Origin of the sequence: Nocardia sp. FDAARGOS_372 (assembly GCF_002554515.1) — a bacterium.
GTDB lineage: Bacteria > Actinomycetota > Actinomycetes > Mycobacteriales > Mycobacteriaceae > Nocardia > Nocardia farcinica.
Map to the genome: position 1 here is coordinate 561755 of NZ_PDDW01000001.1, position 25722 is coordinate 587476.

Here is a 25722-nt window from a genome sequence, read left to right on the forward strand (position 1 = left end):
TTCATGGCTGATTCGGATGCCCCTCTGCGGATAGCTGTCGCCGGTGCGAGCGGATACGCGGGCGGCGAGGTGCTGCGCCTGCTGCTCGGTCACCCACGCTACCGATCCGGGCGCCTGGAGATCGGCGCGCTCACCGCGGGCTCGAACGCGGGGACCCCGCTCGGCGCCCATCAGCCGCACCTGCTGCCGCTGGCCGACCGCGTGCTGGTCCCGACCACCGCCGCGGAACTGGCCGGGCACGACGTCGTCTTCCTCGGCCTGCCGCACGGCCAGTCCGCCGCGCTGGCCGCGGAACTGCCCGAGTCCACCGTGATCATCGACTGCGGCGCCGACTTCCGGCTGCGCGACGCCGCCGCCTGGACCAAGTACTACGGCAGCGAGCACGCGGGCAGCTGGCCCTACGGCCTGCCCGAACTGCCCGGCGCCCGGGAGGCCCTGCGCGGCGCGACCCGCATCGCCGTGCCCGGCTGCTATCCGACGGTGTCGAGCCTGGCGCTGGCGCCGGCCGTCGCGGCGGGCATCGTCGAGCCGATCGTCAACGTGGTCGCCGTCAGCGGCGCCTCCGGCGCGGGCCGCAAGCTCGACGTCGGCCTGCTCGGCTCGGAGGTGATGGGTTCGGCCCGCGCCTACGGCATCGCGGGCGCGCACCGGCACACCCCCGAGATCGCGCAGAATCTCTCCGCCGTCGCGGGCACCCCGGTGTCGGTGTCGTTCACGCCGGTGCTGGCGCCCATGCCGCGCGGCATCCTGGCCACCTGCACCGCCCGCACCACCGTCGACGCCGCGCAGGCCCGCGCCGTCTACGAGAAGGCCTACGCCGACGAACCGTTCGTGCACCTGCTGTCCGAAGGCACACTGCCGCAGACCGGTTCGGTGCTCGGCGCCAACGCGGTGACCCTCCAGGTCGCCGTCGACGCCGATGCCGGCCTGCTGGTGGTGATCGGCGCGATGGACAACCTGACCAAGGGCACCGCGGGCGGCGCGGTGCAATCGATGAATCTGGCCGTCGGCTTCGACGAGACCGAAGGACTTTCCACCGTAGGAGTGGCACCGTGACGACGACCGACAGCGGCACCGGCAAGCTGGTCCGCACCCAGGGCGTGACCGCCCCGCTGGGCTTCCGGGCGGCGGGCATCGCCGCGGGCATCAAGGCCAGCGGCAAACCGGATCTGGCCCTGGTGTTCAACGAAGGCCCCGAATACGCCGCGGCGGGCGTGTTCACCCGCAACAAGGTCAAGGCCGCGCCGGTGCTGTGGTCGCAGCAGGTGCTGACCTCGCGACGGCTGCGCGCGGTCATCCTCAACTCCGGCGGCGCCAACGCCTGCACCGGCCCCGAGGGCTTCCAGGACACCCACCGCACCGCCGAGGAACTGGCGCGCGCGCTGAGCAATTGGGGCACCGAGACCGGCGCGGGCGAGATCGCGGTCTGCTCCACCGGCCTGATCGGCGACCGGCTGCCGATGGACAAGCTCATCCCCGCCGTCACCGAGATCGTGCACGAGATGGGCGGTGGCCTCTCCGGGGGCACCGACGCCGCGCACGCCATCATGACCACCGACACGGTGCCCAAGGAAGCGGCGTTCCACCACCGCGACAAGTGGAACGTCGGCGGCATGGCCAAGGGCGCGGGCATGCTGGCCCCCTCGCTGGCGACGATGCTCGTCGTGCTCACCACCGACGCGGCCGTGACCGCCGAGCAGCTCGACACCGCGCTGCGCAAGGCGACCCGGCTCACCTTCGACCGGCTCGACGTGGACGGCTCCTGCTCCACCAACGACACCGTGCTGCTGCTGGCCAACGGCGCCAGCGAGGTCACCCCGTCGCAGGAGGAGCTGGAGGCGGCCGTGTTCGCGGTCTGCGACGACCTCGCCGCCCAGCTGATGGCCGACGCCGAGGGCGTCACCAAACGGGTGCGGGTCACCGTCACCGGCGCGGCGAACGAGGACGAGGCCGTCACCGCGGCCCGCGCCATCGCCCGCGACAGCCTGGTCAAGACCGCGCTGTTCGGCTCCGACCCGAACTGGGGCCGGGTGCTGGCGGCGGTGGGCATCGCCCCGATCACCCTCGACCCCGACCGGATCTCGGTGTCCTTCAACGGCAATCCGGTGTGCGTGAACGGTGTCGGCGCGCCCGGCGCCCGCCAGGTCGACCTGTCCGGCGCCGACATCGACGTGCTCGTCGAACTCAACGTCGGTGACGGCGAGGCGATGATCCGCACCACCGACCTGTCCCACGGTTACGTCGAAGAGAACTCGGCCTACAGCTCATGACCGCCATCCATTCGCTCACCGCCCTGGACAAGGCCCACGTCCTGGCCGACGCGCTGCCGTGGTTGCAGAAGTTCCGCGACAAGATCGTCGTCGTCAAATACGGCGGCAACGCCATGATCGACGAGGAACTCAAGCGCGCCTTCGCCGCCGACATGGCCTTCCTGCGCACCGTCGGCGTGCACCCGGTGGTGGTGCACGGTGGCGGCCCGCAGATCAGCGCCATGCTGAAGAAGCTGGGCCTGCACGGGGAATTCCGCGGCGGCTTCCGCGTCACCACCCCCGAAGTGATGGACGTGGTCCGGATGGTGCTGTTCGGTCAGGTCGGCCGAGAACTCGTCGGCCTGATCAACGCGCACGGCCCCTACGCCGTCGGCATCTCCGGGGAGGACGCCGGGCTGTTCACCGCGACCCGCCGCACCGTGGTCGTCGACGGCGAGCCCACCGATATCGGACTGGTCGGCGACGTCACCGAGGTCAACCCCGACGCCGTGCTCGACCTGATCGGCGCGGGCCGCATCCCGGTGGTCTCCACCATCGCCCCCGACGCCGACGGCGTGGTGCACAACATCAACGCCGACACCGCCGCCGCCGCACTCGCCGAGGGCATCGGCGCCGAGAAGCTGGTGGTGCTCACCGACGTCGAGGGCCTCTACACGAACTGGCCCGACCGTTCCTCGCTGACCAGCAGCATCGACGCGGGCGCGCTGGCCGAGTTGCTGCCGCGGCTGGACGCGGGCATGGTGCCGAAGATGGAGGCGTGCCTGCGCGCGGTGCGCGGCGGCGTGCCGACCGCGCATGTCATCGACGGACGGGTGCCGCACGCGGTCCTGCTGGAACTGTTCACCGGGGAGGGGATCGGCACGATGGTGACGCCCTCCGCCGCCTCGGACGGAGTCGTCCCGGCATGACGCCCGTGCCGAAAGGAGATACACCCATGAGCACATCGGATCTGCAGCAGCGGTGGTCGGCCGCGTTGATGAACAACTACGGCACTCCCAAGGTGGCGCTGGTGCGCGGCGCGGGCGCGGTCGTCTACGACGCCGACGGCAAGCGCTACCTCGACTTCCTCGGCGGCATCGCGGTCAACAGCCTCGGTCACGGCCACCCGGCCATCCTGGCGGCGGTCACCCAGCAGCTCGGCACGCTCGGCCACGTGTCGAATCTCTATGTCAGCGAACCGGTGATCGAGCTGGCCGAGCGGCTGCTGGCGCACTTCGGTGACGGCGCGGGCAAGGCGTTCTTCTGCAATTCCGGCACCGAGGCCAACGAGGCGGCCTTCAAGATCGCGCGGCTCACCGGCCGCCGCAAGATCGTCGCCTGCGAGGAAGGCTTCCACGGCCGCACCATGGGCGCGCTCGCGCTCACCGGCCAGCCGTCCAAGCGGGCCCCGTTCGAGCCGATGCCGCCCGGCGTCGTGCACGTCCCCTACGGTGACGCCGCCGCACTGGCCGCCGCCGTCGACGCCGACACCGCCGCGGTGTTCCTGGAGCCGATCATGGGGGAGAGCGGCGTGGTCGTGCCCCCGATGGACTACCTGGTCAAGGCGCGCGAGATCACCGCCCGCCACGGCGCCCTGCTGGTGCTGGACGAGGTGCAGACCGGCATCGGCCGCACCGGCAAGTTCTACGCCCACCAGGCCGCGGGCATCGTCCCCGACGTGATCACCCTGGCCAAGGGCCTCGGCGGCGGCCTGCCGATCGGCGCCGTGCTGGCCCAGGGCCGCGCCGCCGACCTGCTCACCCCCGGCATGCACGGCACCACCTTCGGTGGCAACCCGGTGTGCGCGGCGGCCGCGCTGGCGGTGCTGCGCACCATCGACCAGGAGGACCTGCTCGCCCACGTCGAATCGGTGGGCAAGCGGCTCAGCGACGGCATCGCTCTGCTCGAGCACCCGCTGATCGACCACGTGCGCGGCGCCGGGCTGCTGCTGGGAATCGTGTTGACCGACAACGTGTCCGGCGAGGTCGAAGCGCGCGCCCGGGAGGCGGGCTACCTGGTGAACGCGCCCAAGCCGAACATCGTCCGGCTGGCGCCGCCCCTGGTGCTCACCGAAACCCAGGCCGACAATTTCGTCGCCGACCTGCCCGCGATCCTCGACGGCGCGGCGGCGGACGCGAAGGGAGCACGGTGATGTCCGGCGAACTGCGGCACTTCCTGCGTGACGACGACGTCTCGCCCACCGAACAGGCCGAGATCCTGGCCCTGGCCGCCGAACTCAAGCGGGCGCCGTTCTCCCGCCGCCCGCTCGAGGGCCCGCGCGGGGTCGGGGTGATCTTCGAGAAGAACTCCACCCGCACGCGGTTCTCCTTCGAGATGGGCATCGCCCAGCTCGGCGGCCACGCCGTCGTCGTCGACGGCCGCGACACCCAGCTCGGCCGCGAGGAGACCCTCGCCGACACCGGCCGCGTGCTCTCCCGCTACGTCGACGCCGTCGTGTGGCGCACCTTCGAACAGAGCCGCCTCGACGAGATGGCCTCGGCCGCCACCGTTCCCGTGGTGAACGCGCTGTCCAACGAGTTCCACCCCTGCCAGGTGCTCGCCGACCTGCTGACCCTGACCGAACGCAAGGGCGACCTCGCCGGCCGCAAACTCGCCTACTTCGGCGACGGCGCCAACAACATGGCGCACTCGCTGCTGCTCGGTGGCGTCACCGCGGGCCTGAACGTCACCATCGCCGCCCCCGCCGGCTTCGAACCCCTGCCCTGGGTCCTCGAAGCAGCCCGCAAACGCGCCGCCGACACCGGCGCCACCGTCACCGTCACCGGCGACCCGCAGGCCGCCGCCGACGGCGCCGACGCCCTGGTCACCGACACCTGGACCTCGATGGGCCAGGAGAACGACGGTCTCGACCGCGTCGGCCCGTTCCGCCCCTTCCGCCTCGACGCCGCCCTGCTCGCCGAGGCGAAACCGGACGTGTCGGTCCTACACTGCCTGCCCGCCCACCGCGGCGACGAGATCACCGACGAGGTGCTCGACGGCCCGCACAGCGCCGTGTGGGACGAGGCGGAGAACCGCCTGCACGCGCAGAAGGCGCTGCTGGTGTGGTTGCTGGCCAAGCGGGAAGGCGCGGCGCTATGAGGTCCGCCCTTGCCTGCGCGGCCGGGATGCCCGCCCGACGACGGGGTGTGGGGGCGCGACGATGAGCGTCTCCACACCCGAACGCGGCGGCGCCGAGCAGGGCAAAGGCCCCGCCATCGCCCGCACCCGCGCCGGACGGCAGTCCCGCATCGTCGAACTGCTCTCCGCCCACGCCGTGCGCAGCCAGTCCGAGCTGGCCGCCCTGCTCGCCGCCGAGGGCATCGAAACCACGCAGGCCACCCTTTCCCGTGACCTGGACGAACTCGGTGCCGTGAAACTGCGCGCCGCCGACGGCGGCGCGGGAGTGTATGTGGTGCCCGAAGACGGCAGCCCGGTGCGCGGCGTCACCGGCGGCACCGACCGACTGTCGAAACTCCTCGGCGACCTTCTGGTCTCCACGGACGCGAGCGGGAACATCGCCGTCCTGCGCACCCCACCGGGTGCCGCCGGATATCTCGCCTCGGCCCTGGACCGCGCGGCGCTGCCGTACGTGGTGGGAACCATCGCCGGCGACGACACGATCGCGGTGATCGCCCGCGAACCCCTCACCGGAGCCGAACTGGCGGCGAAAATCGAAGAACTCGCCTGATCCGGGCGGACACACCGAAACCGATATCCGAACTCCCGTTCAGCCCACCGGCTTCCACACCACGCCGCGGTCGCCCGTGCGCAGGGACGCGAGGCGGCGGCGTAGTTCGTGAGCGGCCGGTGGGCGGGTCGGGGCGAGCCGGATATAGGAGCCGAGCGACCCCAACTCCACGATGTCGCGCAGCACCGTCCAGTCCGGCCACTCGAGCGGGTCGTAGCCGTAGGCGGTGACGAACTCCGTGCGGTCCGCGGCCGGTGTGTGGAAATGGTCGGGCAGCGTGGCGGCCAGGTCGAGTTCGCGCGGTCCGGAACAGGCGTTGTCCCAGTCGATGAGTTTCCAGTCGGCTCCGTCGCGGACGACGTTCTCGGTGTGGGCGTCGGCATGCACCAGACCTCGGCCGAGCGGGAAGTGCGTCGCCTCGAATCGAGCGACGAGATCGGCCGCACGACGCCGCAGCCACGCGCGGTCGTCGGGATCCAATGCCGGTGCCGCCCGTGCGGCATCGATGTCCAGCGCCTCGCGCAACCGGTGTAGCGGACGGTATTCCGGGAGCGGGACGGGCGGCGCCGGTTGCGCGTGGAGCCGGCGAACCAGCCGCGCGAGATCAGCTGTCCTCGGGCGATAGTCGGTGGGCCGATACGGCCAGAGTGTGGCGACGGCGTCCCCGGTCAGGATCGGCTGGTCGACCGGCAGCGGAGCCAGCGCGATCGGTTCGGTTGCCGTGGTCTCGAGCCAGCGGGTGACGCCGATGCTCGTGGCCGCGCGTGTCCTGCGCAGCGGTGTGTTCGGCGCGAGTCGCACGACCACGTCCTCGACGAGCCAGACCGCGTTGGATCGCCGGTGCAGCAGCCGGGCGTTCTGTGTCGACAATCCCTGTGCGCCGCAGACGTCCTCCAGCGCGGCGCGCCCGGGAAGCCCGCTGTCGACGGTCATCGTTCACGCCGTCAGTGCGGCGGCGAGTGCTGATCGGAGCGCGCGCACCTCGGCGGTGGGTTGCTGCCGCGCGGCGACGGCGTCCAGGTCGCGCAGGCGGCTGAAGCAGCGTCGTGAGGCGAGCGCGGTGCCGGCGGAGATCGCCTCGTGCCCGGTCTTCACCGCCGACGCGGTGTCACCGGCTCGGAACTGCGCCACGGCCAGGGTCGGCAGCACGACCGCCCGGCTGCGCTCGTGCTCGATCGGATGACCGGCGACGGCGGTCGAGAGCTCGGCCACGGCGGCTTCGGCGAACCGCGGGTCGGACAGCGACAGCAGGTGCAGCGAATGTCCGCGCTGCCCCGCTATTTCGGCGTCGGTGACGAACCAGGCCCACGGCGGAGCCGAGTCCGGTGTCGTCGCCGCATACTTCTCGCCGGATTCGCCGAGTGCTCGCCGCGTCGGTTCGGGTTCGCCGAGCATCGCCCAGCACCACGAGGTGACCGCCTGGATGTAGCCGGCGGTAGTGGGCGAGACCGGGTGCCGTCGGCCGGTGGCGGTGGCCGCGGCGAGCCGCGCGAACGTCAGGGCGTCCCCGGGCCGCCGCAGATGCAGCGCCTGGTGGGCCATGTCGAGCAGGATGATGACCATGAGGTCGGTGGAGCGGGGGTGGTCCTCGGCCCGTTGTGCCGTGTGCACGGCGTAGGTCCACAGACGACGAGCGGCATCGTGATCCTCGACGTCGTAGGCGAGCCATCCGGCAATGCTCGCCAAGTCGGCGGTCGCGACATGCAGCCGCCCTCGTATGTTCGGTGCGCACACCGCATCGAGCGTGGCGACTTGGCGCACTTGACTGAGGGCCGCAGCCCGGCACAGACCGCCGCCATGGGCGAGGTCCCACCGCCGGAATCCGTCGTTCATCGCTTCGATCGCCGCGACATCGGCCGCGCCCACGCGGGTTCTCGTCGCGGCGGTGCGGGCGTCGGGCAGCAGGGCGGCGAGTCGCTCGAGTTCCGGGTGCAGGCGCGAGCCGAGGGCCGCGGCCGTGGCGAGAGTGACGAAGTCCCTGCGGTCCACCCAGTCCACCTCCTCGAAGGCCGAGGGTACCGGCTTCGATGGTGTCGGCATGGAAGCCGAGAAGTGTTGCCGGTGAGGCCGACACCGCCGAGACGACCCACTAGATTGGCGGCATGCCCGCTGAGCGACCGACCATCCTGGCGACCTCGATGGGTTTCCATCGAGCGCGCGATCCGTGGCAGCCCTCTCCGGTGTTCCGTCTGGCATTCGACCTGGCCGGCGGACCGTCCCGGCCGCGCCTGTGCTTCGTCACAACCGGTACCGGGGATCGGCAAACCAGTATCGACGCGTTCTACGCCGCGTTCGACGGTACGGGAGTGATGACGAGTCACCTAGCCCTGTTCGACAAACCGAATATGCCGAACGTGGCCGAGCACTTGCACGAGCAGGACGTCATCTGGGTGGATCGGGGGAGCGTCGTCAACCTGCTGGCGGTGTGGCGTGCTCACGGTATCGATGAGATTCTCCGCGACTGCTGGACCCGAGGTGTGGTCATGGGTGGCGAGTCGGCTGGTTCGCTGTGCTGGTTCACCGGGGGCACCACAGATTCGTTCGGATCGGTGCGCGCCTTCGCGGACGGCCTGTCCCTGCTTCCATTCTCCAACGCTGTGCACTATTCCGACCGCCGCGAGCACTTTCGGAGTTGTGTCGCGGCGGGGGAGTTGCCCGAGGGGTATACCACCGAGGCGGGCGCCGGGTTGCACTTTGCCGGGACGGAGTGCGTGGGGGCGTTCGCGGATCGAAAGTCCGCGGCGGCCTATCGGGTCGTACGGCGTTCCGACGGCACCGTGACGGAGGACCAGCTCGAAGTCAGGCGTCTCGAGCGATAGGCGTCAGGCGCCGGAGCACCGCGCGGATATCGTCTCTCCTGCGCCAACGGTGCAGTACCGGCAGCGCGCGGCGGAGCTCACTACGTGCAGACAGCGACCCGAGTTGCTCACTGGCGTCCAACGCGGTGAGTGCTTCCCGCGCCGCTTCTTCCGGCTGTCCGGCATTCGCATAGGCCCGGGCGTGTTTGGCGTGGGTGATGGTGGCGGTTCGCGCCGACGATGACGACAGCGAGGTGAGGCGCGGCCGCAGGATCGGGACGACTCGATCGCCGCGACCGAGATAGATATCGCAGGTGGCGCGAAAGATGGCGAACAGGTCGTCGTGGACGACGCTGCGTTGTCCCAGGAGGTCGTCAGAATCTCTGAGGGGCATCGCCAGATAGGTCATCGCTCGATCCAGGGCGCGAAGACTGGCGTTCTCGTCGCCGACGAGGGCGTAACCGAAGGCCATCTGTTTCTCGGCGAGTCCCTTCACCCGCGGCGACACTCCGCCGATTCCGAATGCCGCGCCGGCATTGTCGACCGCGCGGTGGCCGTCCAGTAGATCGCCGCGGCGAGGTCACCCCGTTCTTCGCTGAGCCAACTCAACGACTCCGCATAGCGCGCCTGCATGCGTCGCCAAGCCAGCTGTTGTCGCCCCGCGGTCCGACGGCACAACATCTCGAGAACAGCTACATGGCTTGTCAAACCGTCGATGACGCGGGCAGGCGGCAGGCTCCGCGCGGCAGACTGAAATCCGTCGAGCGCATCCTCGAACTGCTGCATGGAACAATCGTCGATCGGGATGCGGTCCAGCGCCTTTTCGAACTCGGTGAGCAGATGCCCAGTCGTGATGCCCGCCCCCAGTGCAGCCAGCAACTCCCTTCGTGACAACGGCATCGAGATACCTCCTTCGGAGGGCAGTCGAACGAAGAGCAGCTCACCCTGAGATACCCGCTCCGCGCTGACATCCACAGCGGACCCGGCGTCGGCGGTGAGCGCCGAGATGGCACCACCTGTGCGATAGATGGCGTCAAGGCGTCCAGCAAGCCATGGTTGCAGCCGCCTGCGACCCGATTCCACATAGGAGATCAGGGATTCTGCACACCCGGCCTGTCGCGCGACCGCTGCCAACGTCAGTCCGCGGGACTTCCTGAGGTTGCGCAGTACCGCTCCAGCTTCGGCCTCGTTCAGCATCTCAGCGACCCCTTGACAGTTCTTCACAACAACGGGCGTTCGATCGACCTCCGATGTTCGGTCGAGGAACGCTAACGGAGGCAGGGCCTTTCGGGGAATCGTTCGTCGGATGCGGACGGATCGCACCGGGAGGGCATGTGCCGATTCGGTCACCGGGTAGGGGAGCAACTGAATGGACGCGTTGGGATGGGTGGACCCTTGTTCACCGACCTCGGAGTGGGACGCGGCGCAAGTGAGTCGACTTGCGCGGCGGTTGGGTTTCGAGTGGGGGTGGGCTGACCCCTGTTCAGTACTCGGGTTGGTCGAGCAGGTTGCCGCTTCCGGTGTCGATGCTGTCCTCCTGCCGTCGACCGCCCACGTCGACGCGGTGACGCTCGATCGGCTGATGGCGGTGGCCGATGTCGAATGTGCCGCGCCCAGGCGGTCTTTCGCGCGGTGGTCGAGTTTCGGCGGGGTGCATCGGTGAACCTCACGGATGTCGGGCTCGTGCTGGTGATCGTCGTTCCGCTCGCGGTCGTCCTCGCGATGATCTGCTGGCCGTCGGACTACGACGAATGATGCCGCCACCGACAGTGTCGGTCCCTGTGGCCGACCCGTGACGTCAGTTCTGCGCACGCCCGTCCGTGGACGACCGCTCGCTCAATACCCGTAGCGCCGCGAGGAATCCGCGCCGCTCGGCCGCGGGCAGGTGGGCGAGCACCTGTTCGTCCTCGCGGGCCTGGATCTCGGCGTGGACGGCGGCGTAGCGGCGGCGGCCTTCGGAGGTGAGCGCCAGCAGCCGGGCGCGGCGGTCGGCCGGGTCGGGGGTGCGTTCGATCAATCCGCGGTCCTGGAGGTCGTCGAGTACCGCGATGATCCGGGTCTTGTCCGCGCCGATCTCCTGGGCGAGGGCGCCTTGGCCGCGCGCGGTGCCGCGGCTCAACGCGGACAGGACCGTGTAGGCCCACATGGACAGTTCGTGTGCTTCGAGAACAGGGCGCTCCAGCGCGATGAGCGTGCGGATCAGCGGTGCGAGCATCGCCGCCAGGTCCGGGCGGTCCGTGGTTCCCATAGGCAGAACCTACCCAGCCCCCAATTAGTAAGCATTTACATATAGTACGCACATGCGTACAGTTGGGTCATGGCTTCCGATCTCGTAGAACTCGACCGGCGCGCGGTGCTGACCACGATGGCCACCGCCGAACTGGTAACCCTCGACGACCTGTCCCGGCCCACCCCGTGCGCCGGCTGGACGGTCGGCGACCTGCTGGCCCACATGGCTGCTCAACACCGCGGTTTCGCCGCGTCGGCGCGCGGCGACGGCGCCGACCTCGCCCACTGGCACGTGCGGCCACCCGGCCCGCACACCCCCGCCGAATACGCCGAATCCGCCGACGACGTCCTGACCGCCTTCGCGGTCCCCGACGTGCTGGAGCGAACCTTCGCGCTCCCGGAATTCGGTCCCGAGGTGACCGTCCGGGGTGAACAGGCGGTCGGCTTCCACCTCGTCGACTACGTGGTGCACGGCTGGGACCTGGCCCGCGCACTCGGCGTGGACTACGCCCTCGACCCCGATGCCGCCGACCCGGTGCTGCGCATCGCCGAGATGGTCCCCGACGGGCCGGACCGGGACGCGCCGAACAGCCCCTTCGCCCGGGCCCTGCCGGTCGACGACGGGAGCGCACCGCTGGACCGCATCCTCCGGCTGCTCGGCCGCTCCCCGACCTGGCCGGACCGGCCCGATCGTTGAGGCGCGACTCCGGCCGGCGACGGTGACGAGGATGCGGCGGCCGGATCAGTCGAGGCTCACCCAGGACACCAGCGACCGCCGGGTCGGCTCGGGCTCGGGTGCCTGGGCGTCCGGCCCGCCGTCCAGGTTCGCGGCCATCCAGGTGTCGAGCGCGGCGACGGTGAGCTCGATCTGGCGGCGCGCCGCCGCGCGGTCGGCGAAAACGATCCAGTTGAGCGCGAATCCGTCGGACAGGGCGGACAGGATGTAGGAGAGTGCGTCGATGGTGTCCGGCCCGATCCGGCGGCCCGCCCGCGCCGCGGCGTTGCCGAGGATCTCCCGCATGGTCGCGAACGCCTCGGTGTAGACGATCTCGGCCTGCTTGTCCTCCTGGCGGCGGGCCCAGCTGATCAACTCGACGATCGCCGCACCGAGGTCCGGGTTCTCGACGTACCACTCCGTCACCCCGCGCATCAGCGCACGCGCCGTGGGCTCCACGTCGTCGTGGATGTCGCTGCGCGTCAACACGTCCCGGTACAGACCGGCGACGTACTCGAAGACGGCGGCGAACAGCACCTCCTTGGTGGCGAAGCAGTAGTGCAGGGTGGCCAGCGGCGCGTTCGCCTCCTGCGCGATGCGGCGGGTGGTCGCGCCGTCCACCCCGTGCGCGGCGATCATCCGCACGGCCGCGGCCACCAGGTCGGCACGGCGTTCGGCGGCGGGAATGCGGGCCATCCCTCTGCTCCTGTCGGATCGGATCTGCCTGTCGCGGCAGATCTGAACAAGCGATCAAGTCAAGACCGACACTACCAGTTTCCATCGCGGTGACCCGGCCACCGAGGACGGCGTTGGGGACTGCTGATCAGTTGTCTTGATCAAATCCTGCGGCTCGAGCCCGTCGCGGACCTGATTGCGCGGCGCACGTCAACTCGTCCTCTCGGCGCGCGGACCTGGAATTCGTGCTCCGCCGCGCCGCCGGTTTCCGGATGCGGAAGCATCAGGGGGCAGGGAAACCGGCACCGACCGCCGCACCGGCGGGGTAAGACAGAGCGTGGAAAGGAGCACCCATGGCCGGAGCGCGCGTACTGGTGATCGGAGTCGACCCCGCCAGGCTCGAGGGCTGGGACCCCGAACCGGTCCTGGCCGCGATCGCGCGCGGCCGGGACCGCTTCCACGACTACGGCATCGACGCCGACTGGTGCCTCGTCGCCCTCGACGAACACCCCGAGGACACCATCACCGCGGCACTGACCCGCACCGACTACGCCTGCGTGGTGATCGGCGGCGGCATCCGCGGTCACGAACCCCTGCTGCTGTTCTTCGAGAACGTCATCAACCTCGTCCGCCGCCACGCCCCCCAGGCCGCCATCGCCTTCAACACCACCCCGGAGGACTGCGCCGACGCCGCCCGGCGGTGGGTGGGGTAGCGACGGGCATGCGGACCCGTCTCGCCGTTGTGGCTCGCCCTCGGACTCGCCGCGCTGACGGCATGGTGGGCCAGGCGCCGCGGAGATCGGGCGCGGCGTCGTCCATAGAATCGTGCCGTGGCCGCTCGATCGCATACACAGAAGCTCACCATCGAGCTCGACGCCGAACGAGCCCGGGCTCTGAACGCCCTGTCGGAGCTCTACCACGCGACACCCGAACGCATGGTCGCGTCGTGGGCCGAGTACCACATCGATCGTTTGCGCGCAGGGCAGACGCCGCACAGCCATCCCTCCGGATGGCGGCCCGACACCGGCGCGTGACATGACCGAGCCGCACATTCCCGGGTCCCCCGGCGGGCTGCGGCCGACGCCGCCGCTGGACGCGGTGGTGCGGCCGGACCAGTCGCTGCCGTACGGCCTGGGCAACCAGCTCCGGGCGCTGGACGCGCGCTGCGACGGGTTCCTCACCCCGTCAGGTATCGCGGTGTACGCCGTGGCGGACACCGCCGAGCGCAACGCGACGTTCGAGGCGGCGCGTCATGCGCCAGGGTTCGTGCTCTTCGGCGACGACTCGGGCGGGCGGGGCTTCCTCGTCGATGCGCGATCGCTCGACGCACGCGTGTATGCCGACGGCCTCGGGGATCTCGACCCGGCCGACGTCAGCGCCGTCGCCGACGATCTCTCGGCGTGTAGCGCGAGGGACGCTTGCGCCGAGGAGGTTTCATGAGCGAGGCACATCCGGCCGTCGAGGTGGTCACCTACGACGGCCTGCCCGCCGCGTCCGGCGGTGCTCATCGCCTGCGGACGAGGAACCCCCGCCTGGCTTGGGAGGCCGTGCAGTCCTTCCTGGACGCGTGTGTCCTCCCTGCCGGGGATCCCACCGTGACACTGGTCGTGTGGAAGGGAGGCCCGCCCGGGCCGTCGGGCACCCCCTGGCCTCCCTGGTGTGGGACGCCCAGGTCCGCCTCCTCGACCCGCGGACGGGCGAGCCGCACCAGGACGTGTCGCCCGAGACGTTCGCCCGCTTCCCCGTGGACGGGTACGGCCGCGTCCTCGGCGCGTCCGGCGTGCGTGCGTCGATCGGGACGACGGCGTCATCGATCGCGCTCTGGCTCAGCCTGCCCGCCGACGACCGCCTCGCAGCTGCGGCGCGACATCTCCAACACCACCTCCCGGTCCGCCTGTCGCCCAAACACTGGCGTCGCTGGCGGCCGACCCGCGACGGATCGTCCTACCGCTCGACGACAATCCCCTCGCCCCTCACCTAATGAGATCTCCCAGGCGACCACAGGCGGCCATGCCCGTGTCTTCGGCCCCGGACGTCACGAGTGTTCCCGCGCCCTGCATCTGCACGGAGCGACCCGGCACTACCCTGCCGGCAGATCGAACGCACCCTGAACCTGATCGACGCGGAGGCCTCGTCGTTCTCCGAGATCCGCGGCATCCGGGAGACCGCCGGTGGGAGTTTTGCAGGCATCGTTGGGTCATTCGAGGCGTGATGGGTTCGGACCGGCCGTGGCCGGTGCGCCTCTACTCCGGCCAGGTGAGCCGATAAGCCAGCCCGACGATCTTCTGCTCGGTTGTCCTACGGTGCTGACGGTGATCGCACCAGCGGCGATACAGCTGTTCGGCCTCGGTGATCGCGGTGGCCTCCGGGGTCCGGACATCGGTGTCGCGCAGGGTCGGATACCGCACGATCGTCAGCCCGATGACCGGATGGGTGATGCCGTCCCGGATCCGGGCGGCGCCAACTCGGGTGTGCAAGGCCAGTGCGCGCCCACGGTCCGTGGGTGCGGGCCCACCCAGGCGGCTCAGCACGTCGGCGGCGCGGGCGAAGCGATTCGCCCGGTGAATCCCTCAGCGGCGATCGACAACGCCTCGGCCACCGGGCTGGGCAGCCGCGCGAGTGTCGCTTCCCGCTCGCGTCCGAGCAGCCTGACGAAGCTCTCGAACGGTGAGACGAACGCGTGTTTCCCGTTGTCTCCCAAGGGGCGACGGCACAGCTCCAGGAGCAGCGAATCGGCGAAATCGCGGACAACGGGGCGGTCTCGGTGCATCGCGCGCGCCTCGGCCACGGTGACCACTCCGGTAAGCAGCAGGGAGCGAACCGAAAGGTCATCCTCCACATACATCGTTCACCTCGGCTTCCGGCCAGGTGACCATGCGCGCCACACGGACGATCTCGGCATCCGTCCACGCTCGGCCCGCGCGGTCGGCGATCCACCGCTCACTCAGCCTCCGAACCTGCTCGACCGCCAGCACCTCGGCCGTCCGTGGAGCACCCGCGTCGATATCCACCGCGGCCAGCCCCAGGGCACCGACGATCGGACGCGTGACCCCGTCCCGGATTCGATGCGCGAACACGCGCGCCTCCAGCGCCAGTGCCCATCGGCGCGGGTTGCTGCCCGGCCCGCCCAGTGCGCGCAGCACGGCGACGGAGCGCTCGTCGGCGTTGTCCCCGGCGTATCCGTCGGCCGCGGCACCCAGAACCCGCGCCACCGGTTCCGCGAGCCGCCCGAGCGCCTCCGGTTCTCGCTTCACCAGGTCGGCATAGAGGCCGAAGTCCGGAAGGAAGAGATTTTCGGCAGCCTCGTCGGTCGGCTGCATACACAACCGCAGCCGTAGCGTGTCCGCCAGATCCCGCTCGGGAACAGGCGCCAACCGCAACGAATCGGCCTCGGCGACCGAGACCGCGCCCCGACGCAAGAGGCCGTCGAGCCTGCCTGCGTCGTCGATTTCCACGGCGGTCCTGTCCCTTGGGCGTTCGTTCCAGCAACGGTGATTCTCGCAGGCGCTGCGCTGTCGTCTCCGCCGGACTTGTCACCGAACAAGATCCGCCACACCGGCGGTCTCGCCGCGCTTGCTCTCGTGTTGCTGCCTTCGTCTGCGCATGTCGATCCGGCCACGCTGGATCGGCTGATGGCGATTGCCGACGTCGAATATGCTTCGCCGCGAGTCAGCTTCGCACGCTGGTCCGGGATCGGCGGGGTACATCGATGAGCATGGTCGACGCCGGACCGATCCTGGTGATCGTTCTGCCGCCGGCGGTGGTCGTCGCAATGATCGTCGATGGCGGATATGCGGGCCCCTCCTCGAGGAGAGTTAGGCGCAGCGCGCGTCGAAGGATTGTCCCGCGCGCCGCGACGCGGAACAGTGCACGCGAACGATGTTGCTGTTTCCGGAGGATGACGTGATGGCCCCGACCGATCGGCCCTGCCCGTCGGTGGCGTGCGTCGGCGGGGCGGCGCGGCGTGTGCCGGCCGCGCTGGTCCGTCGGCGCGCGGTCGACCTCATGCGCGTTCCGCACGGTATCTGTCGCTGAAACGTCGCATCCGCGCGACCGGTGCGAGTTCATCGGTCGTTTCTCCCGAATTCCGGTTCCCCGCCACGCATCCCGGCGTGCCCTCCGAAGGAAAAAGTATGTCCAGAACCGCATTCACGCGGCGCCTCACCCGGGCCGCCGCCGTCGCGCTCGCCGCCGCGGGGGCCCTGTCCACCCTCGGTGCCTGCGGCCAATCCAGCACCGCCACCACCGCCGACGGCAAGACCGTCCTGCGCTATCAGGGCACCACCGGCCAGGTCACCGCGTTCGAACTCGCCGATGATCTCGGCTATTTCAGCAAGATCTCCCTGAAATGGGAGGGTGACACCACCAGCGGTCCGGCGAGTATCCAGGCGGCGGCGACGAATCAGACCGAGTTCGGCAGCGCGTTCAACGGCGCGGTGGTGAAACTGATCTCCGGCGGCGCGAAAGTCACCTCGGTGCTCAGCTCCTACGGCGCCGACGAGCTGTCGTTCAGTGGCTATTACGTGCGCGAGGATTCGCCCATCACCACCGCCCGCGATCTGATCGGCAAGAAGGTGGCGGTGAACACCCTGGGCGCGCACCACGAGTTCATCACCCGCGAGTGGCTGCACCAGCAGGGACTGTCGGAGGCGGAGATCGACCAGGTGCAGTTGGTGGTGGTGCCGCCCGCCAATACCGAGGACGCGCTGCGCAAGGGGCAGGTCGATGTCGGCACGCTCGGCTCGGTGTTCCGGGAGACCGCCCTCGAACGCGGCGGCCTGCGCCCGCTCTACACCGACAAGGCGATCTTCGGCGAATTCGACTACGGCACCTATGTCTTCCGCGACGAGTTCATCGAGAGGAACCGGGACGCCGTCGCCGATTTCGTGCAGGGCACGGCCCGCGCGACGCGTTGGTTGCAGGTGACGCCGCGCGAGGAGGTGGTGGCCCGCTTCGCCGACATCATCAACCGGCGCGGCCGCAACGAGAACACCGACCTGCTGAAGTACTGGCGTAGTCCGGGTATTCCGGTGCCCGGCGCGGTGATCGCGGAGAAGGAATTGCAGATCTGGATCGACTGGCTGGTCCGCAACGGCGAACTGGATCAGGGCGAGCTGCGGGCGAGCGATCTGTTCACCAACGAATTCAACCCCTACGCCAACGGCACCTATCAGCCGGCGAGCGGACCGACCGGTGAGGCGGTGGCACAGAAATGACGGCGACGAAACTCGCGGTGCGCGGGGTGCGCAGGGAATTCGCCGTGCGCGGTTCCGCGGAACGGTTCACCGCCCTCGACGACATCACGCTCGAGGTGCGGGCGGGGGAGTTCCTCGTCCTGGTCGGGCCGAGCGGGTCCGGGAAGTCCACGCTGCTGGATCTGCTCGGCGGATTGAGCACGCCGACCGCCGGGAAGATCCTGCTCGACGACGAACCCGTCACCGGTCCGGGGCTGGACCGCGGGATCGTCTTCCAGCAGTATGCGCTGCTGCCGTGGCGGACCGCACGGGCGAACATCGAGTTCGGGCTGGAGGCCAAGGGTGTGCGGCGCCGGGAGCGCAGGCAGATCGCCGACCGGTATCTGGACCTGGTGGGACTGACCGGATTCGGCGATCGCTACCCGCACGAATTGTCGGGCGGGATGAAACAGCGGGTCGCGATCGCGCGCAGCCTCGCGTTCGACCCCGAAGTGCTGCTGATGGACGAACCGTTCGCTGCGCTCGACGCCCAGACCAGGGAGTCGCTGCAGGACGAACTGCTGCGCATCTGGCGCGCCACCGGCAAGACCATCCTGTTCATCACCCACGGCATCGACGAAGCGGTGTATCTGGGACAGCGGGTGGCGGTCCTGACCTCCCGCCCGGGCCGGATCAAGGCCGTCGTCGATGTGGACCTCGAGCGCGACGCCGGCGAGGACATCCGCTCCACCGAGGCGTTCCGCGCCTACCGGCACCGGATCTGGACGCTGCTGCGCGGTGAGGTCGCGCGCGCCCAGGACGAGGAATTGACCGCCCGCACCGACGAATCCCGAGAGGTCTCCGCATGACCAGTGTTGTGGATGTCCGCCCCGACGCCGTCCCGGACGTGCGCGCCACCTCCGTCGAGTCCGCGCCCTCGGCCGGCGCCCGCCTCGCCGCGGTGGCGGGTCGCACCGCGTGGCGCGGGGTCAAACCGCTGTTCGCGATCGCGGCGTTCGTGGCGATCTGGCAGCTGGCTCCGCAGGCCGGGCTGGTGGACGAGGTGTTCCTGCCGCCGTTCACCACCGTCGCGGAGGCGTTCGTGGACCTGGTGCGCAGCGGCGAGATGTGGACGCACGTGTCCACCAGCCTCGGCCGGTCGCTGAGCGGATTCGCGATCGCGCTGGCCATCGCGGTGCCTCTCGGTGTCGCGATCGCCTGGTACAAGCCGGTGGCCGACCTGCTCAACCCGATCCTGGAATTGTTCCGCAACACCGCCGCGCTGGCGTTGCTGCCGGTGTTCGTGCTCATCCTCGGCATCGGCGAGACCTCGAAGGTGGCGCTGGTGGTGTATGCGAGCACCTTTCCGATCCTGCTCAACACCATCACCGGCGTGCGGACGGTCGACCCGTTGCTGATCAAATCCGCGGCGTCGCTGGGCCTGACACCGCTGCGACTGTTCCAGAAGGTGATCCTGCCCGCCGCGATTCCCGCCATCTTCACGGGTCTGCGCATGGCCGCCGCCAGCTCCATCCTGGTGCTGCTCGCGGCGGAAATGGTCGGTGCGCGAGCCGGGTTGGGCTATCTCATCACCGCGGCGCAGCAGAACTTCCAGATCCCGAACATGTATGCCGGGATTCTGGCGATCTCGCTGCTCGGATTGTCCTTCAACGGTCTGCTGGTCGCGCTGGAGCGCCGATTCTCGCGCTGGCGCGCCGAGAGCAACCACTGACCGAATCCCGTCGTCACGAGGAAACTTCCATGTCCCCGAAGCAATTCCATCTCAACGCGTTCCTGATGGGCGTCGGACACCACGAGGCCGCGTGGCGGCATCCGCGCACCGACGAACACCAGGTGCTCGAGGTCGCGCATTTCCAGGAACTCGCGCGCATCGCCGAACGCGGCAAGCTCGATTCGGTGTTCTTCGCCGACGGCCTCGCGGTCGGCCCGCGCGTCGAACGCAACACCCTGGCGGTGTTCGAGCCGGTCACGCTGCTGTCCGCGATCGCGGCGGTGACCTCGCGGATCGGGCTGATCGCGACCGCTTCCACCAGTTACCACGAGCCCTACAATCTGGCGCGGAAGTTCACCTCGCTCGACCACATCAGCAAGGGCCGCGCCGGATGGAACATCGTCACCTCTGCCGGGGCGGACGAGGCGGCCAATTTCGGTCTCGACGCCATTCCCGACCACGCCGGGCGTTACGAGCGGGCGCGCGAATTCCTCGATGTCACCCTTCGCCTCTGGGACAGCTGGGAATCCGACGCCGTGGTGCTCGATCCGGACCGAGGCGTCTTCGCCGATCCGGCGAAAGTCCACACCATCGACTACGACGGCCCGCGCTTCCGGGTGCGGGGACCGTTGAACTCCCCGCGCAGCCCGCAGGGGCGCCCACTGCTGGTGCAGGCGGGCTCCTCGGAGAGCGGCAAGGATTTCGCCGCCCGCTACGCCGAGGCGGTCTTCACCGCACAGCGCACCCTCGCCGACGGGCAGGCGTTCTACCGGGACCTGAAAGCCAGGGTGGCCGCCCACGGACGCGCCCCCGAGGATCTGAAGGTGCTGCCCGGCCTGGTGCCCTACATCGCCGACACCGAACGGGCGGCGCGCGAACTCGAGCGGGAATTCACCGAACTCATCTCACCCGACTACGCCCTCGGGCAGCTGTCGCGGCTGCTCGGTGTCGACCTCACCGCGCACGCGCTGGACGCGCCGCTGCCCGCGCTGCCCGACGTGGCCGATTTCCAGGGCAACAAGAGCAGATTCGTGCTGGTGAAGGAGCTGGCGGAGCAGGAGCGGCTGACGGTGCGCGAGCTGATCGGCAAGCTCGGCGGTGGTCGGGGGCACCGGTCCTTCGCCGGGACGCCGGAGCAGGTCGCCGACGAACTGCAACGGTGGTTCGAGAACGGCGCGGCCGACGGCTTCAACATCATGCCGCCGTACCTGCCGGGCGGGCTGACCGACTTCGTCGACAAGGTGGTGCCGATCCTGCAGGAACGCGGGCTGTTCCGCACCGAGTACGAGGCCGACACCCTGCGCGGACACTACGGGCTCGCGCCCGTGGAGAGCCGGTTCGCGGTCCGGCCGGCCGCGGCGAGCGCATGAGGCCGCGCCGATGAGCCTGCCGAAGGCGCGGCCCGGCGGCATCCCCCTGACCAGGCGACGCGCGGTGGACTTCCTGCGCGTCACCCGCGCCGCCTGTCGGTGGGGACCGCGTATTCGCCGCCCGCACCCCTTCTCCCGGAACGAGTTCCCATGACCGCAGTGACCGAGAACCCCGTCACCACCGACACCGTGCACGTCGCGCCCGTCGCCGGACACATCGGCGCCGACATCACCGGCGTCGACCTGCGCGAGCCGTTGACCGACCCGCAGGTCGAGGCCATCACCTCCGCCCTGCACACCTACAAGGTGCTGTTCTTCCGCGACCAGCACATCGGCCACGCCGAACACGTCGCCTTCTCCCGCCGCTTCGGCGCGGTGACGCCGTCGCACCCCTACGACGACGACGCGCCCACCGACTACCCGGAGATCCTGGCCGTCGACACCCGCCTGTACGAGAAGCGGTTCGGGGTGCGGAAGGCGAGCTACACCAACCAGTGGCACACGGACGTCTCACCACTGATCAACCCGCCCGCCGCCTCGATCCTGCGCGCCAAGATCGCCCCCGAGCGGGGCGGTGACACCCGCTGGACCAACCTCGTCGCCGCTTACGAGCACCTGCCGGAATCGCTGCGCCGCTTCGTCGACGGTCTGCGGGCCGAACACCGCTTCGGCGGCAGCAGGCCGGCGTGGAGCACCGACAGCGACTACGCCAAGAAGGTGGCCGCCGCCCCGCTGGTCACCGAACACCCGGTGGTGCGGGTGCATCCGGTGACCGGCGAACGTGCCCTGTTCGTCAACCCCGGCTTCACCACCCGCATCGTCGGCCTGACCCCTGCCCAGTCCGACGCCGTGCTGCGCCTGCTCTTCGACCACCTCACCGACCCCGCCTTCACCGTCTCCTTCCGCTGGCGCCCCGGCAGCATCGCGTTCTGGGACAACCGCGCCACCGCCCACCTGGCCCCCAGCGACATCGACCACCTCGACGTGACCCGGGTGCTCTACCGCACCACCCTCGAAGGGGACATCCCCGTCGGCGTCGACGGACGGCCTTCCACGTCGGTCGCGGGGGAGCGGTTCACCGGAGCGTGACGGGTCCCGGCCCGGCCGGATCTCCTCGGCTGGGCCGAACTCGCCGGCGGACGTGCCCCACCAGCCCTACAACAGGTCGATACGGTCCGGGTCGGGCAACGCCCGCGGCCGCTCGTCGGTGTACCAGGCGTATTCGATTCCGCTCAACCAGCCGTCCCCGACCCACACCAGCACCTCCCCGACCGGCGCTCCGTCCGCATCGCGCACCGCACCGCCGGCGAGTATCCCGTCGGTCGAGCCCGATACCGGAACCGCCCCCGGGCCGATCTCCAGGTCTACGCTGGGCGAGCCCACGCCCCAGGTGGCGACCACGCGCGCGTATGGCAGCTGTGCCAGGAACCGGCCCGCCTCGGGTGTACCGGACGACAGCAACTTGGTGACGACACCGACCTCGAGCTCGGTCAACGGTCGCGGCGAAGCACGCCGGGTAGCCATTCGATTCCTCCGGGAGCGTCAAGCGGTGACAAGGTGTGCGGGTCGATGCGAAGCGCGCCGCGGCCCATGAACGTTCCGCTCATCGACCCCTGGGGCCGGTGAGCATTTCCCGCGGCGAACCTACTTGGCGAAGAACTGCTGGAGGATCGGGGTGGCGGCCTCCAGTGCCCACTTGGCCGCCGCCAGCATGCCGTTGCCGAGGTTGATGACGACGAAGCCGATGAGGTCGCGGTTCTGTTCGGCGAGGGGCTGGAGTGGTTCGATGAACTGGTCGAACATGGTGGTTCCTTCGCATCCGGGGTGGATGGGGTAAGGCTCAGCCTTCCACCGCGGCGGTGCGTCGCCAAGGGGTCTGGACCGGGAATCTGCGCTGGTGGGAGAGTTCGGCACCCCGGTTGTGAATGGGATTGCATCATCGTGCATAATCATTTGCAGAACGGCGCGGGCCCGCCGAGGCCGAGTCCGACGGCGTCGGGACCGGGCTGGGCCCACCGCTCGGGCAGCCGAGCACCATACTGCTGACACACGTACCGCAAACCTAGGAGCACTGAAGACATGTCCGAGCGCGTCGTACTCGCCTACTCCGGTGGGCTGGACACCTCCGTCGCCATCAGCTGGATCGGCAAGGAGACCGGCGCCGAGGTCGTGGCCGTCGCCATCGATCTGGGCCAGGGCGGCGAGGACATGAACGTGGTGCGCCAGCGCGCGCTGGACTGCGGTGCGGTCGAGTCGATCGTGATCGACGCCCGCGACGAATTCGCCGAGCAGTACTGCCTGCCGACCATCCAGGCCAACGCCCTCTACATGGGCCAGTACCCGCTGGTCTCGGCGATCAGCCGGCCGCTGATCGTCAAGCACCTGGTCGAGGCCGCCAAGTTCCACGGCGCCGACACCGTCGCGCACGGCTGCACCGGCAAGGGCAACGACCAGGTGCGCTTCGAGGTCGGCATCGGCGCGCTCGCGCCCGACCTGAACGTGATCGCCCCGGTGCGCGACTACGCCTGGACCCGGGAGAAGGCCATCGCCTTCGCCGAGGAGAACAAGCTCCCGATCAACGTCACCAAGAAGTCGCCGTTCTCCATCGACCAGAACGTGTGGGGCCGTGCCGTCGAGACCGGCTTCCTCGAGGATCTGTGGAACGCGCCGACCAAGGACGTCTACGACTACACCGCCGACCCCACGGTCAACTTCGAGGCGCCCGACGAACTGATCATCACCTTCGACAAGGGTGTGCCGGTCGCCATCGACGGCCGTCCGGTCAGCGTGCTCGAGGCGATCGTGGAGCTGAACCACCGCGCCGGCCGCCAGGGCGTCGGCCGCCTGGACATGGTCGAGGACCGGCTGGTGGGCATCAAGAGCCGCGAGATCTACGAGGCGCCGGGCGCGATCGCCCTGATCACCGCGCACCAGGCGCTCGAGCACGTCACCATCGAGCGCGAGCTGGGCCGCTACAAGCGCCAGGTCGAGCAGCGCTGGGGCGAGCTGGCCTACGACGGCCTGTGGTTCTCCCCGCTCAAGCGCGCGCTGGACGCCTTCGTGCAGGACACCCAGCAGCACGTGTCCGGCGACATCCGGATGGTGCTGCACGGCGGCTCGGCCGTGGTCAACGGCCGCCGCTCCGAGCAGTCGCTCTACGACTTCAACCTCGCCACCTACGACGAGGGCGACACCTTCGACCAGTCGCTGGCCAAGGGCTTCGTGCAGATCCACGGCCTGTCGTCCAAGGTGGCCGCGCGCCGCGACCTGAACCAGAAGTAGTTCCGCACCTCGAACGGGAGAGACGGCAACACGATGACGCAGAGCGGCGGCACGAACACCGGTGCGCTGTGGGGCGGGCGGTTCGCGTCCGGTCCGGCCGCCGCGATGGCGGCGCTGAGCAAGTCCACCCACTTCGACTGGGCGCTGGCGCCCTACGACATCCGCGCCTCCAAGGCGCACGCCCGGGTGCTGCACAAGGCGGGACTGCTCTCCGACGCCGACCTGGACACCATGCTGGCCGGCCTGGACCGGCTGGCCGCCGACGTCGCGTCGGGGGCGTTCGTGCCCGCCGAGACCGACGAGGACGTGCACGGCGCGCTCGAGCGCGGTCTCATCGACCGGGTGGGAGCGGAGGTCGGCGGGCGGCTGCGCGCGGGCCGTTCCCGCAACGACCAGGTCGCGACCCTGTTCCGGATGTGGGTGCGTGACGGGGTGCGCCGGGTCGCCGCGGGGGTGCTCGACGTGGTCGACGCGCTGGTCGAGCAGGCCGCCGCCCATCCGGACGCGGTGATGCCGGGCAAGACGCACCTGCAGGCCGCCCAGCCGGTGCTGCTGGCGCACCACCTGCTCGCCCACGCCCATCCGCTGCTGCGCGACATCGAGCGGTTGCGCGATTTCGACAAGCGCGCCGCGGTGTCGCCGTATGGTTCGGGCGCGCTGGCCGGGTCGTCGCTGGGGCTCGATCCGGAGGCGATCGCCGCCGACCTGGATTTCGATGCCGCCGCGGCCAACTCGATCGACGCGACCTCGGCCCGCGACTTCGCCGCCGAGGCCGCCTTCGTGCTGGCCATGATCGCCGTCGACCTCAGCCGCATGGCCGAGGAGGTGATCATCTGGAGCACGCCGGAATTCGGCTACGTGACGCTGGCCGATGCCTGGTCCACCGGCTCCTCGATCATGCCGCAGAAGAAGAACCCGGACGTCTCCGAGCTCACCCGCGGCAAGGCGGGCCGCCTCATCGGCAACCTCACCGGCCTGCTGGCCACCCTCAAGGCCCAACCGCTGGCCTACAACCGGGACCTGCAGGAGGACAAGGAACCGGTCTTCGACTCGGTGGCGCAGCTGGAACTGCTGCTGCCCGCTATCGCGGGCCTGGTCGGTACATTGACCTTCCACACCGACCGGATGGCCGAGCTGGCACCCGCCGGGTTCACGCTGGCCACCGACATCGCCGAATGGCTTGTCCGCGAGGGCGTCCCGTTCCGGGTCGCACACGAGGCGGCCGGTGCCTGCGTGCGGGCGGCGGAGGCGCGCGGCGTCGGACTCGACGCGCTGACCGATGAGGAGTTCGCCGCGATCGATCCGGCGCTCACCCCGCGCGTGCGGGAGGTGCTCACCGTGCAGGGGTCCATCGCGTCCCGGAACGCCAAGGGCGGCACCGCGGGTACGCGGGTGGCCGAGCAGCTGGCCGAGGTGCGCGCCGCGGCGCAGCAGGCGCGGGCCTGGCTCGCCTGAGTCCTGGTCGGCCCGAGTCGCCGCCCGGCGCACGCGTCTCGGTGAACGTGAGATGAACTGGGAATGAACGAAACTCGCCCCCTACCGTGAGTGGCGACGCCACGGCCGGTAGGGGGCGGTTCGGATTCCGGTCGGTCAGAGACCGATCAGGCTGAGCAGAGCAGCGAGCAGATCAGAGACGAACTCGAAAATCATTCGAACTACCTCCTTCATCCGTGCTTGCTATTACCGAGTGGAACAGTAGCGAGCATCACCCCGGAACGCCAAACCGAATCGAAAAATCGGCCTCTGACCGGGGAAGGCGTTCCACCCCTTGAGATTTGGCTGCCGTCACCGCCCCTCTCACGCCCGAGGG

General features: G+C 69.9%; 32 protein-coding genes. 20 read left to right on the forward strand and 12 right to left on the reverse strand.

Annotated elements, in window-relative coordinates; all coding sequences use genetic code 11:
- Window positions 1–3 precede the first annotated feature (3 nt).
- The 6 genes from argC to CRM89_RS02875 all read left to right on the forward strand — a co-directional run bounded on the left by argC (window position 4) and on the right by CRM89_RS02875 (window position 5937).
- Window positions 4–1056 (forward strand): N-acetyl-gamma-glutamyl-phosphate reductase, encoded by a 1053-nt coding sequence (gene argC, locus CRM89_RS02850; protein WP_098083152.1) that lies wholly within the window; start codon window positions 4–6, stop codon window positions 1054–1056.
- The gene (gene argJ / locus CRM89_RS02855) at window positions 1053–2270 is read left to right on the forward strand and encodes a bifunctional glutamate N-acetyltransferase/amino-acid acetyltransferase ArgJ (RefSeq protein WP_011208468.1); all 1218 of its coding nucleotides are present in this window, start codon (window positions 1053–1055) and stop codon (window positions 2268–2270) included. The genes argC and argJ overlap by 4 nt, the downstream gene beginning before the upstream one ends.
- Window positions 2267–3178, forward strand: a complete 912-nt coding sequence (gene argB / locus CRM89_RS02860) for an acetylglutamate kinase (protein WP_011208469.1) — start codon at window positions 2267–2269, stop codon at window positions 3176–3178. The genes argJ and argB overlap by 4 nt, the downstream gene beginning before the upstream one ends.
- Window positions 3179–3204: 26 nt before the next feature.
- The gene (locus CRM89_RS02865) at window positions 3205–4401 is read left to right on the forward strand and encodes an acetylornithine transaminase (protein WP_060592349.1); all 1197 of its coding nucleotides are present in this window, start codon (window positions 3205–3207) and stop codon (window positions 4399–4401) included.
- The gene (gene argF / locus CRM89_RS02870) at window positions 4401–5348 is read left to right on the forward strand and encodes an ornithine carbamoyltransferase (RefSeq protein ID WP_060592348.1); all 948 of its coding nucleotides are present in this window, start codon (window positions 4401–4403) and stop codon (window positions 5346–5348) included. Before CRM89_RS02865 ends, argF begins: the two co-directional genes overlap by 1 nt.
- Window positions 5349–5409: 61 nt before the next feature.
- The gene (locus tag CRM89_RS02875; RefSeq protein ID WP_011208472.1) at window positions 5410–5937 is read left to right on the forward strand and encodes an arginine repressor; all 528 of its coding nucleotides are present in this window, start codon (window positions 5410–5412) and stop codon (window positions 5935–5937) included.
- A gap of 39 nt (window positions 5938–5976) precedes the next feature.
- Here CRM89_RS02875 and CRM89_RS02880 read toward each other — a convergent pair whose 3' ends face one another.
- Together CRM89_RS02880 and CRM89_RS02885 are read right to left on the reverse strand one after the other, a co-directional pair.
- A complete protein-coding gene (locus CRM89_RS02880; RefSeq protein ID WP_098083153.1) occupies window positions 5977–6870 on the reverse strand; it encodes an aminoglycoside phosphotransferase family protein in 894 nt (297 codons plus the stop codon).
- 3 nt (window positions 6871–6873) lie between these two features.
- Entirely contained in the window at window positions 6874–7977 is a 1104-nt protein-coding gene (locus tag CRM89_RS02885) for an XRE family transcriptional regulator (RefSeq protein ID WP_228822060.1), read from the reverse strand.
- 62 nt (window positions 7978–8039) lie between these two features.
- Between CRM89_RS02885 and CRM89_RS02890 the strand changes: the two genes are divergently transcribed.
- Complete coding sequence (locus CRM89_RS02890) at window positions 8040–8756, forward strand: peptidase E (protein ID WP_098083154.1); 717 nt, start codon at window positions 8040–8042, stop codon at window positions 8754–8756.
- Here the strand turns inward: CRM89_RS02890 and CRM89_RS02895 are convergent.
- The 4 genes from CRM89_RS02895 to CRM89_RS02910 all read right to left on the reverse strand — a co-directional run bounded on the left by CRM89_RS02895 (window position 8737) and on the right by CRM89_RS02910 (window position 10983).
- Window positions 8737–9231: a hypothetical protein gene (locus tag CRM89_RS02895; protein WP_127516044.1), complete on the reverse strand. Its 495-nt coding sequence runs from the start codon at window positions 9229–9231 to the stop codon at window positions 8737–8739. The two genes, CRM89_RS02890 and CRM89_RS02895, sit on opposite strands and share 20 nt — an antisense overlap.
- On the reverse strand, window positions 9228–9932 hold the full coding sequence (locus CRM89_RS02900) for a helix-turn-helix transcriptional regulator (RefSeq protein ID WP_127516046.1): 705 nt from the start codon (window positions 9930–9932) through the stop codon (window positions 9228–9230). Before CRM89_RS02900 ends, CRM89_RS02895 begins: the two co-directional genes overlap by 4 nt.
- A 286-nt stretch (window positions 9933–10218) precedes the next feature.
- Complete coding sequence (locus CRM89_RS30705) at window positions 10219–10392, reverse strand: hypothetical protein (RefSeq protein ID WP_172964430.1); 174 nt, start codon at window positions 10390–10392, stop codon at window positions 10219–10221.
- Between the two features lie 141 nt (window positions 10393–10533).
- Window positions 10534–10983, reverse strand: coding sequence for a MarR family winged helix-turn-helix transcriptional regulator (locus CRM89_RS02910; protein WP_098083158.1), 450 nt, complete (start codon window positions 10981–10983; stop codon window positions 10534–10536).
- Between the two features lie 69 nt (window positions 10984–11052).
- Between CRM89_RS02910 and CRM89_RS02915 the strand changes: the two genes are divergently transcribed.
- Window positions 11053–11661, forward strand: coding sequence for a TIGR03086 family metal-binding protein (locus CRM89_RS02915; RefSeq protein WP_098083159.1), 609 nt, complete (start codon window positions 11053–11055; stop codon window positions 11659–11661).
- 45 nt (window positions 11662–11706) lie between these two features.
- Here CRM89_RS02915 and CRM89_RS02920 read toward each other — a convergent pair whose 3' ends face one another.
- Window positions 11707–12375, reverse strand: a complete 669-nt coding sequence (locus CRM89_RS02920) for a TetR/AcrR family transcriptional regulator (protein ID WP_060592334.1) — start codon at window positions 12373–12375, stop codon at window positions 11707–11709.
- A gap of 332 nt (window positions 12376–12707) precedes the next feature.
- On the opposite strand from CRM89_RS02920, the gene CRM89_RS02925 reads away from it, so the two are divergent.
- From CRM89_RS02925 to CRM89_RS02940, 4 genes are all read left to right on the forward strand, one after another.
- Window positions 12708–13067 carry a hypothetical protein gene (locus tag CRM89_RS02925; RefSeq protein WP_060592333.1) on the forward strand — a complete coding sequence of 120 codons (360 nt, stop codon included), beginning with the start codon at window positions 12708–12710 and terminating at the stop codon, window positions 13065–13067.
- Between the two features lie 117 nt (window positions 13068–13184).
- Window positions 13185–13388, forward strand: a complete 204-nt coding sequence (locus CRM89_RS02930) for a hypothetical protein (protein WP_098083160.1) — start codon at window positions 13185–13187, stop codon at window positions 13386–13388.
- Window position 13389: 1 nt separating this feature from the next.
- Entirely contained in the window at window positions 13390–13794 is a 405-nt protein-coding gene (locus tag CRM89_RS02935; RefSeq protein WP_216641955.1) for a hypothetical protein, read from the forward strand.
- A gap of 169 nt (window positions 13795–13963) precedes the next feature.
- Window positions 13964–14335 carry a hypothetical protein gene (locus CRM89_RS02940; RefSeq protein WP_228822059.1) on the forward strand — a complete coding sequence of 124 codons (372 nt, stop codon included), beginning with the start codon at window positions 13964–13966 and terminating at the stop codon, window positions 14333–14335.
- A gap of 262 nt (window positions 14336–14597) precedes the next feature.
- Here CRM89_RS02940 and CRM89_RS02945 read toward each other — a convergent pair whose 3' ends face one another.
- From CRM89_RS02945 to CRM89_RS02955, 3 genes are read right to left on the reverse strand one after another with little or no spacing between them, the layout of a single operon-like run.
- Window positions 14598–14831, reverse strand: a complete 234-nt coding sequence (locus CRM89_RS02945) for a hypothetical protein (RefSeq protein ID WP_127516048.1) — start codon at window positions 14829–14831, stop codon at window positions 14598–14600.
- A 47-nt stretch (window positions 14832–14878) separates the two neighbouring features.
- Window positions 14879–15199 (reverse strand): hypothetical protein, encoded by a 321-nt coding sequence (locus tag CRM89_RS02950; protein ID WP_127516050.1) that lies wholly within the window; start codon window positions 15197–15199, stop codon window positions 14879–14881.
- Complete coding sequence (locus CRM89_RS02955) at window positions 15183–15809, reverse strand: hypothetical protein (RefSeq protein WP_098083163.1); 627 nt, start codon at window positions 15807–15809, stop codon at window positions 15183–15185. Before CRM89_RS02955 ends, CRM89_RS02950 begins: the two co-directional genes overlap by 17 nt.
- Window positions 15810–15845: 36 nt before the next feature.
- On the opposite strand from CRM89_RS02955, the gene CRM89_RS30305 reads away from it, so the two are divergent.
- From CRM89_RS30305 to CRM89_RS02980, 6 genes are all read left to right on the forward strand, one after another.
- The gene (locus tag CRM89_RS30305) at window positions 15846–16067 is read left to right on the forward strand and encodes a hypothetical protein (RefSeq protein WP_127516052.1); all 222 of its coding nucleotides are present in this window, start codon (window positions 15846–15848) and stop codon (window positions 16065–16067) included.
- A gap of 420 nt (window positions 16068–16487) precedes the next feature.
- On the forward strand, window positions 16488–17570 hold the full coding sequence (locus CRM89_RS02960; protein ID WP_098083164.1) for an ABC transporter substrate-binding protein: 1083 nt from the start codon (window positions 16488–16490) through the stop codon (window positions 17568–17570).
- Entirely contained in the window at window positions 17567–18397 is an 831-nt protein-coding gene (locus CRM89_RS02965; RefSeq protein WP_060592326.1) for an ABC transporter ATP-binding protein, read from the forward strand. Before CRM89_RS02960 ends, CRM89_RS02965 begins: the two co-directional genes overlap by 4 nt.
- Entirely contained in the window at window positions 18394–19260 is an 867-nt protein-coding gene (locus CRM89_RS02970) for an ABC transporter permease (protein ID WP_098083165.1), read from the forward strand. The genes CRM89_RS02965 and CRM89_RS02970 overlap by 4 nt, the downstream gene beginning before the upstream one ends.
- 29 nt (window positions 19261–19289) lie before the next feature.
- Complete coding sequence (locus CRM89_RS02975) at window positions 19290–20630, forward strand: LLM class flavin-dependent oxidoreductase (protein WP_098083166.1); 1341 nt, start codon at window positions 19290–19292, stop codon at window positions 20628–20630.
- A 150-nt stretch (window positions 20631–20780) separates the two neighbouring features.
- Window positions 20781–21719 (forward strand): TauD/TfdA family dioxygenase, encoded by a 939-nt coding sequence (locus CRM89_RS02980; RefSeq protein WP_098083167.1) that lies wholly within the window; start codon window positions 20781–20783, stop codon window positions 21717–21719.
- 66 nt (window positions 21720–21785) lie between these two features.
- Here the strand turns inward: CRM89_RS02980 and CRM89_RS02985 are convergent, their stop codons facing one another.
- Both CRM89_RS02985 and CRM89_RS30710 read right to left on the reverse strand, forming a co-directional pair.
- Entirely contained in the window at window positions 21786–22154 is a 369-nt protein-coding gene (locus tag CRM89_RS02985; RefSeq protein ID WP_011208489.1) for a hypothetical protein, read from the reverse strand.
- A 120-nt stretch (window positions 22155–22274) separates the two neighbouring features.
- Window positions 22275–22433, reverse strand: coding sequence for a hypothetical protein (locus CRM89_RS30710; protein WP_167547509.1), 159 nt, complete (start codon window positions 22431–22433; stop codon window positions 22275–22277).
- 276 nt (window positions 22434–22709) lie between these two features.
- Between CRM89_RS30710 and CRM89_RS02990 the strand changes: the two genes are divergently transcribed.
- Window positions 22710–23912, forward strand: coding sequence for an argininosuccinate synthase (locus tag CRM89_RS02990; RefSeq protein WP_098083168.1), 1203 nt, complete (start codon window positions 22710–22712; stop codon window positions 23910–23912).
- A 33-nt stretch (window positions 23913–23945) separates the two neighbouring features.
- A complete protein-coding gene (gene argH, locus CRM89_RS02995) occupies window positions 23946–25367 on the forward strand; it encodes an argininosuccinate lyase (RefSeq protein ID WP_098083169.1) in 1422 nt (473 codons plus the stop codon).
- Window positions 25368–25722 lie beyond the last annotated feature (355 nt).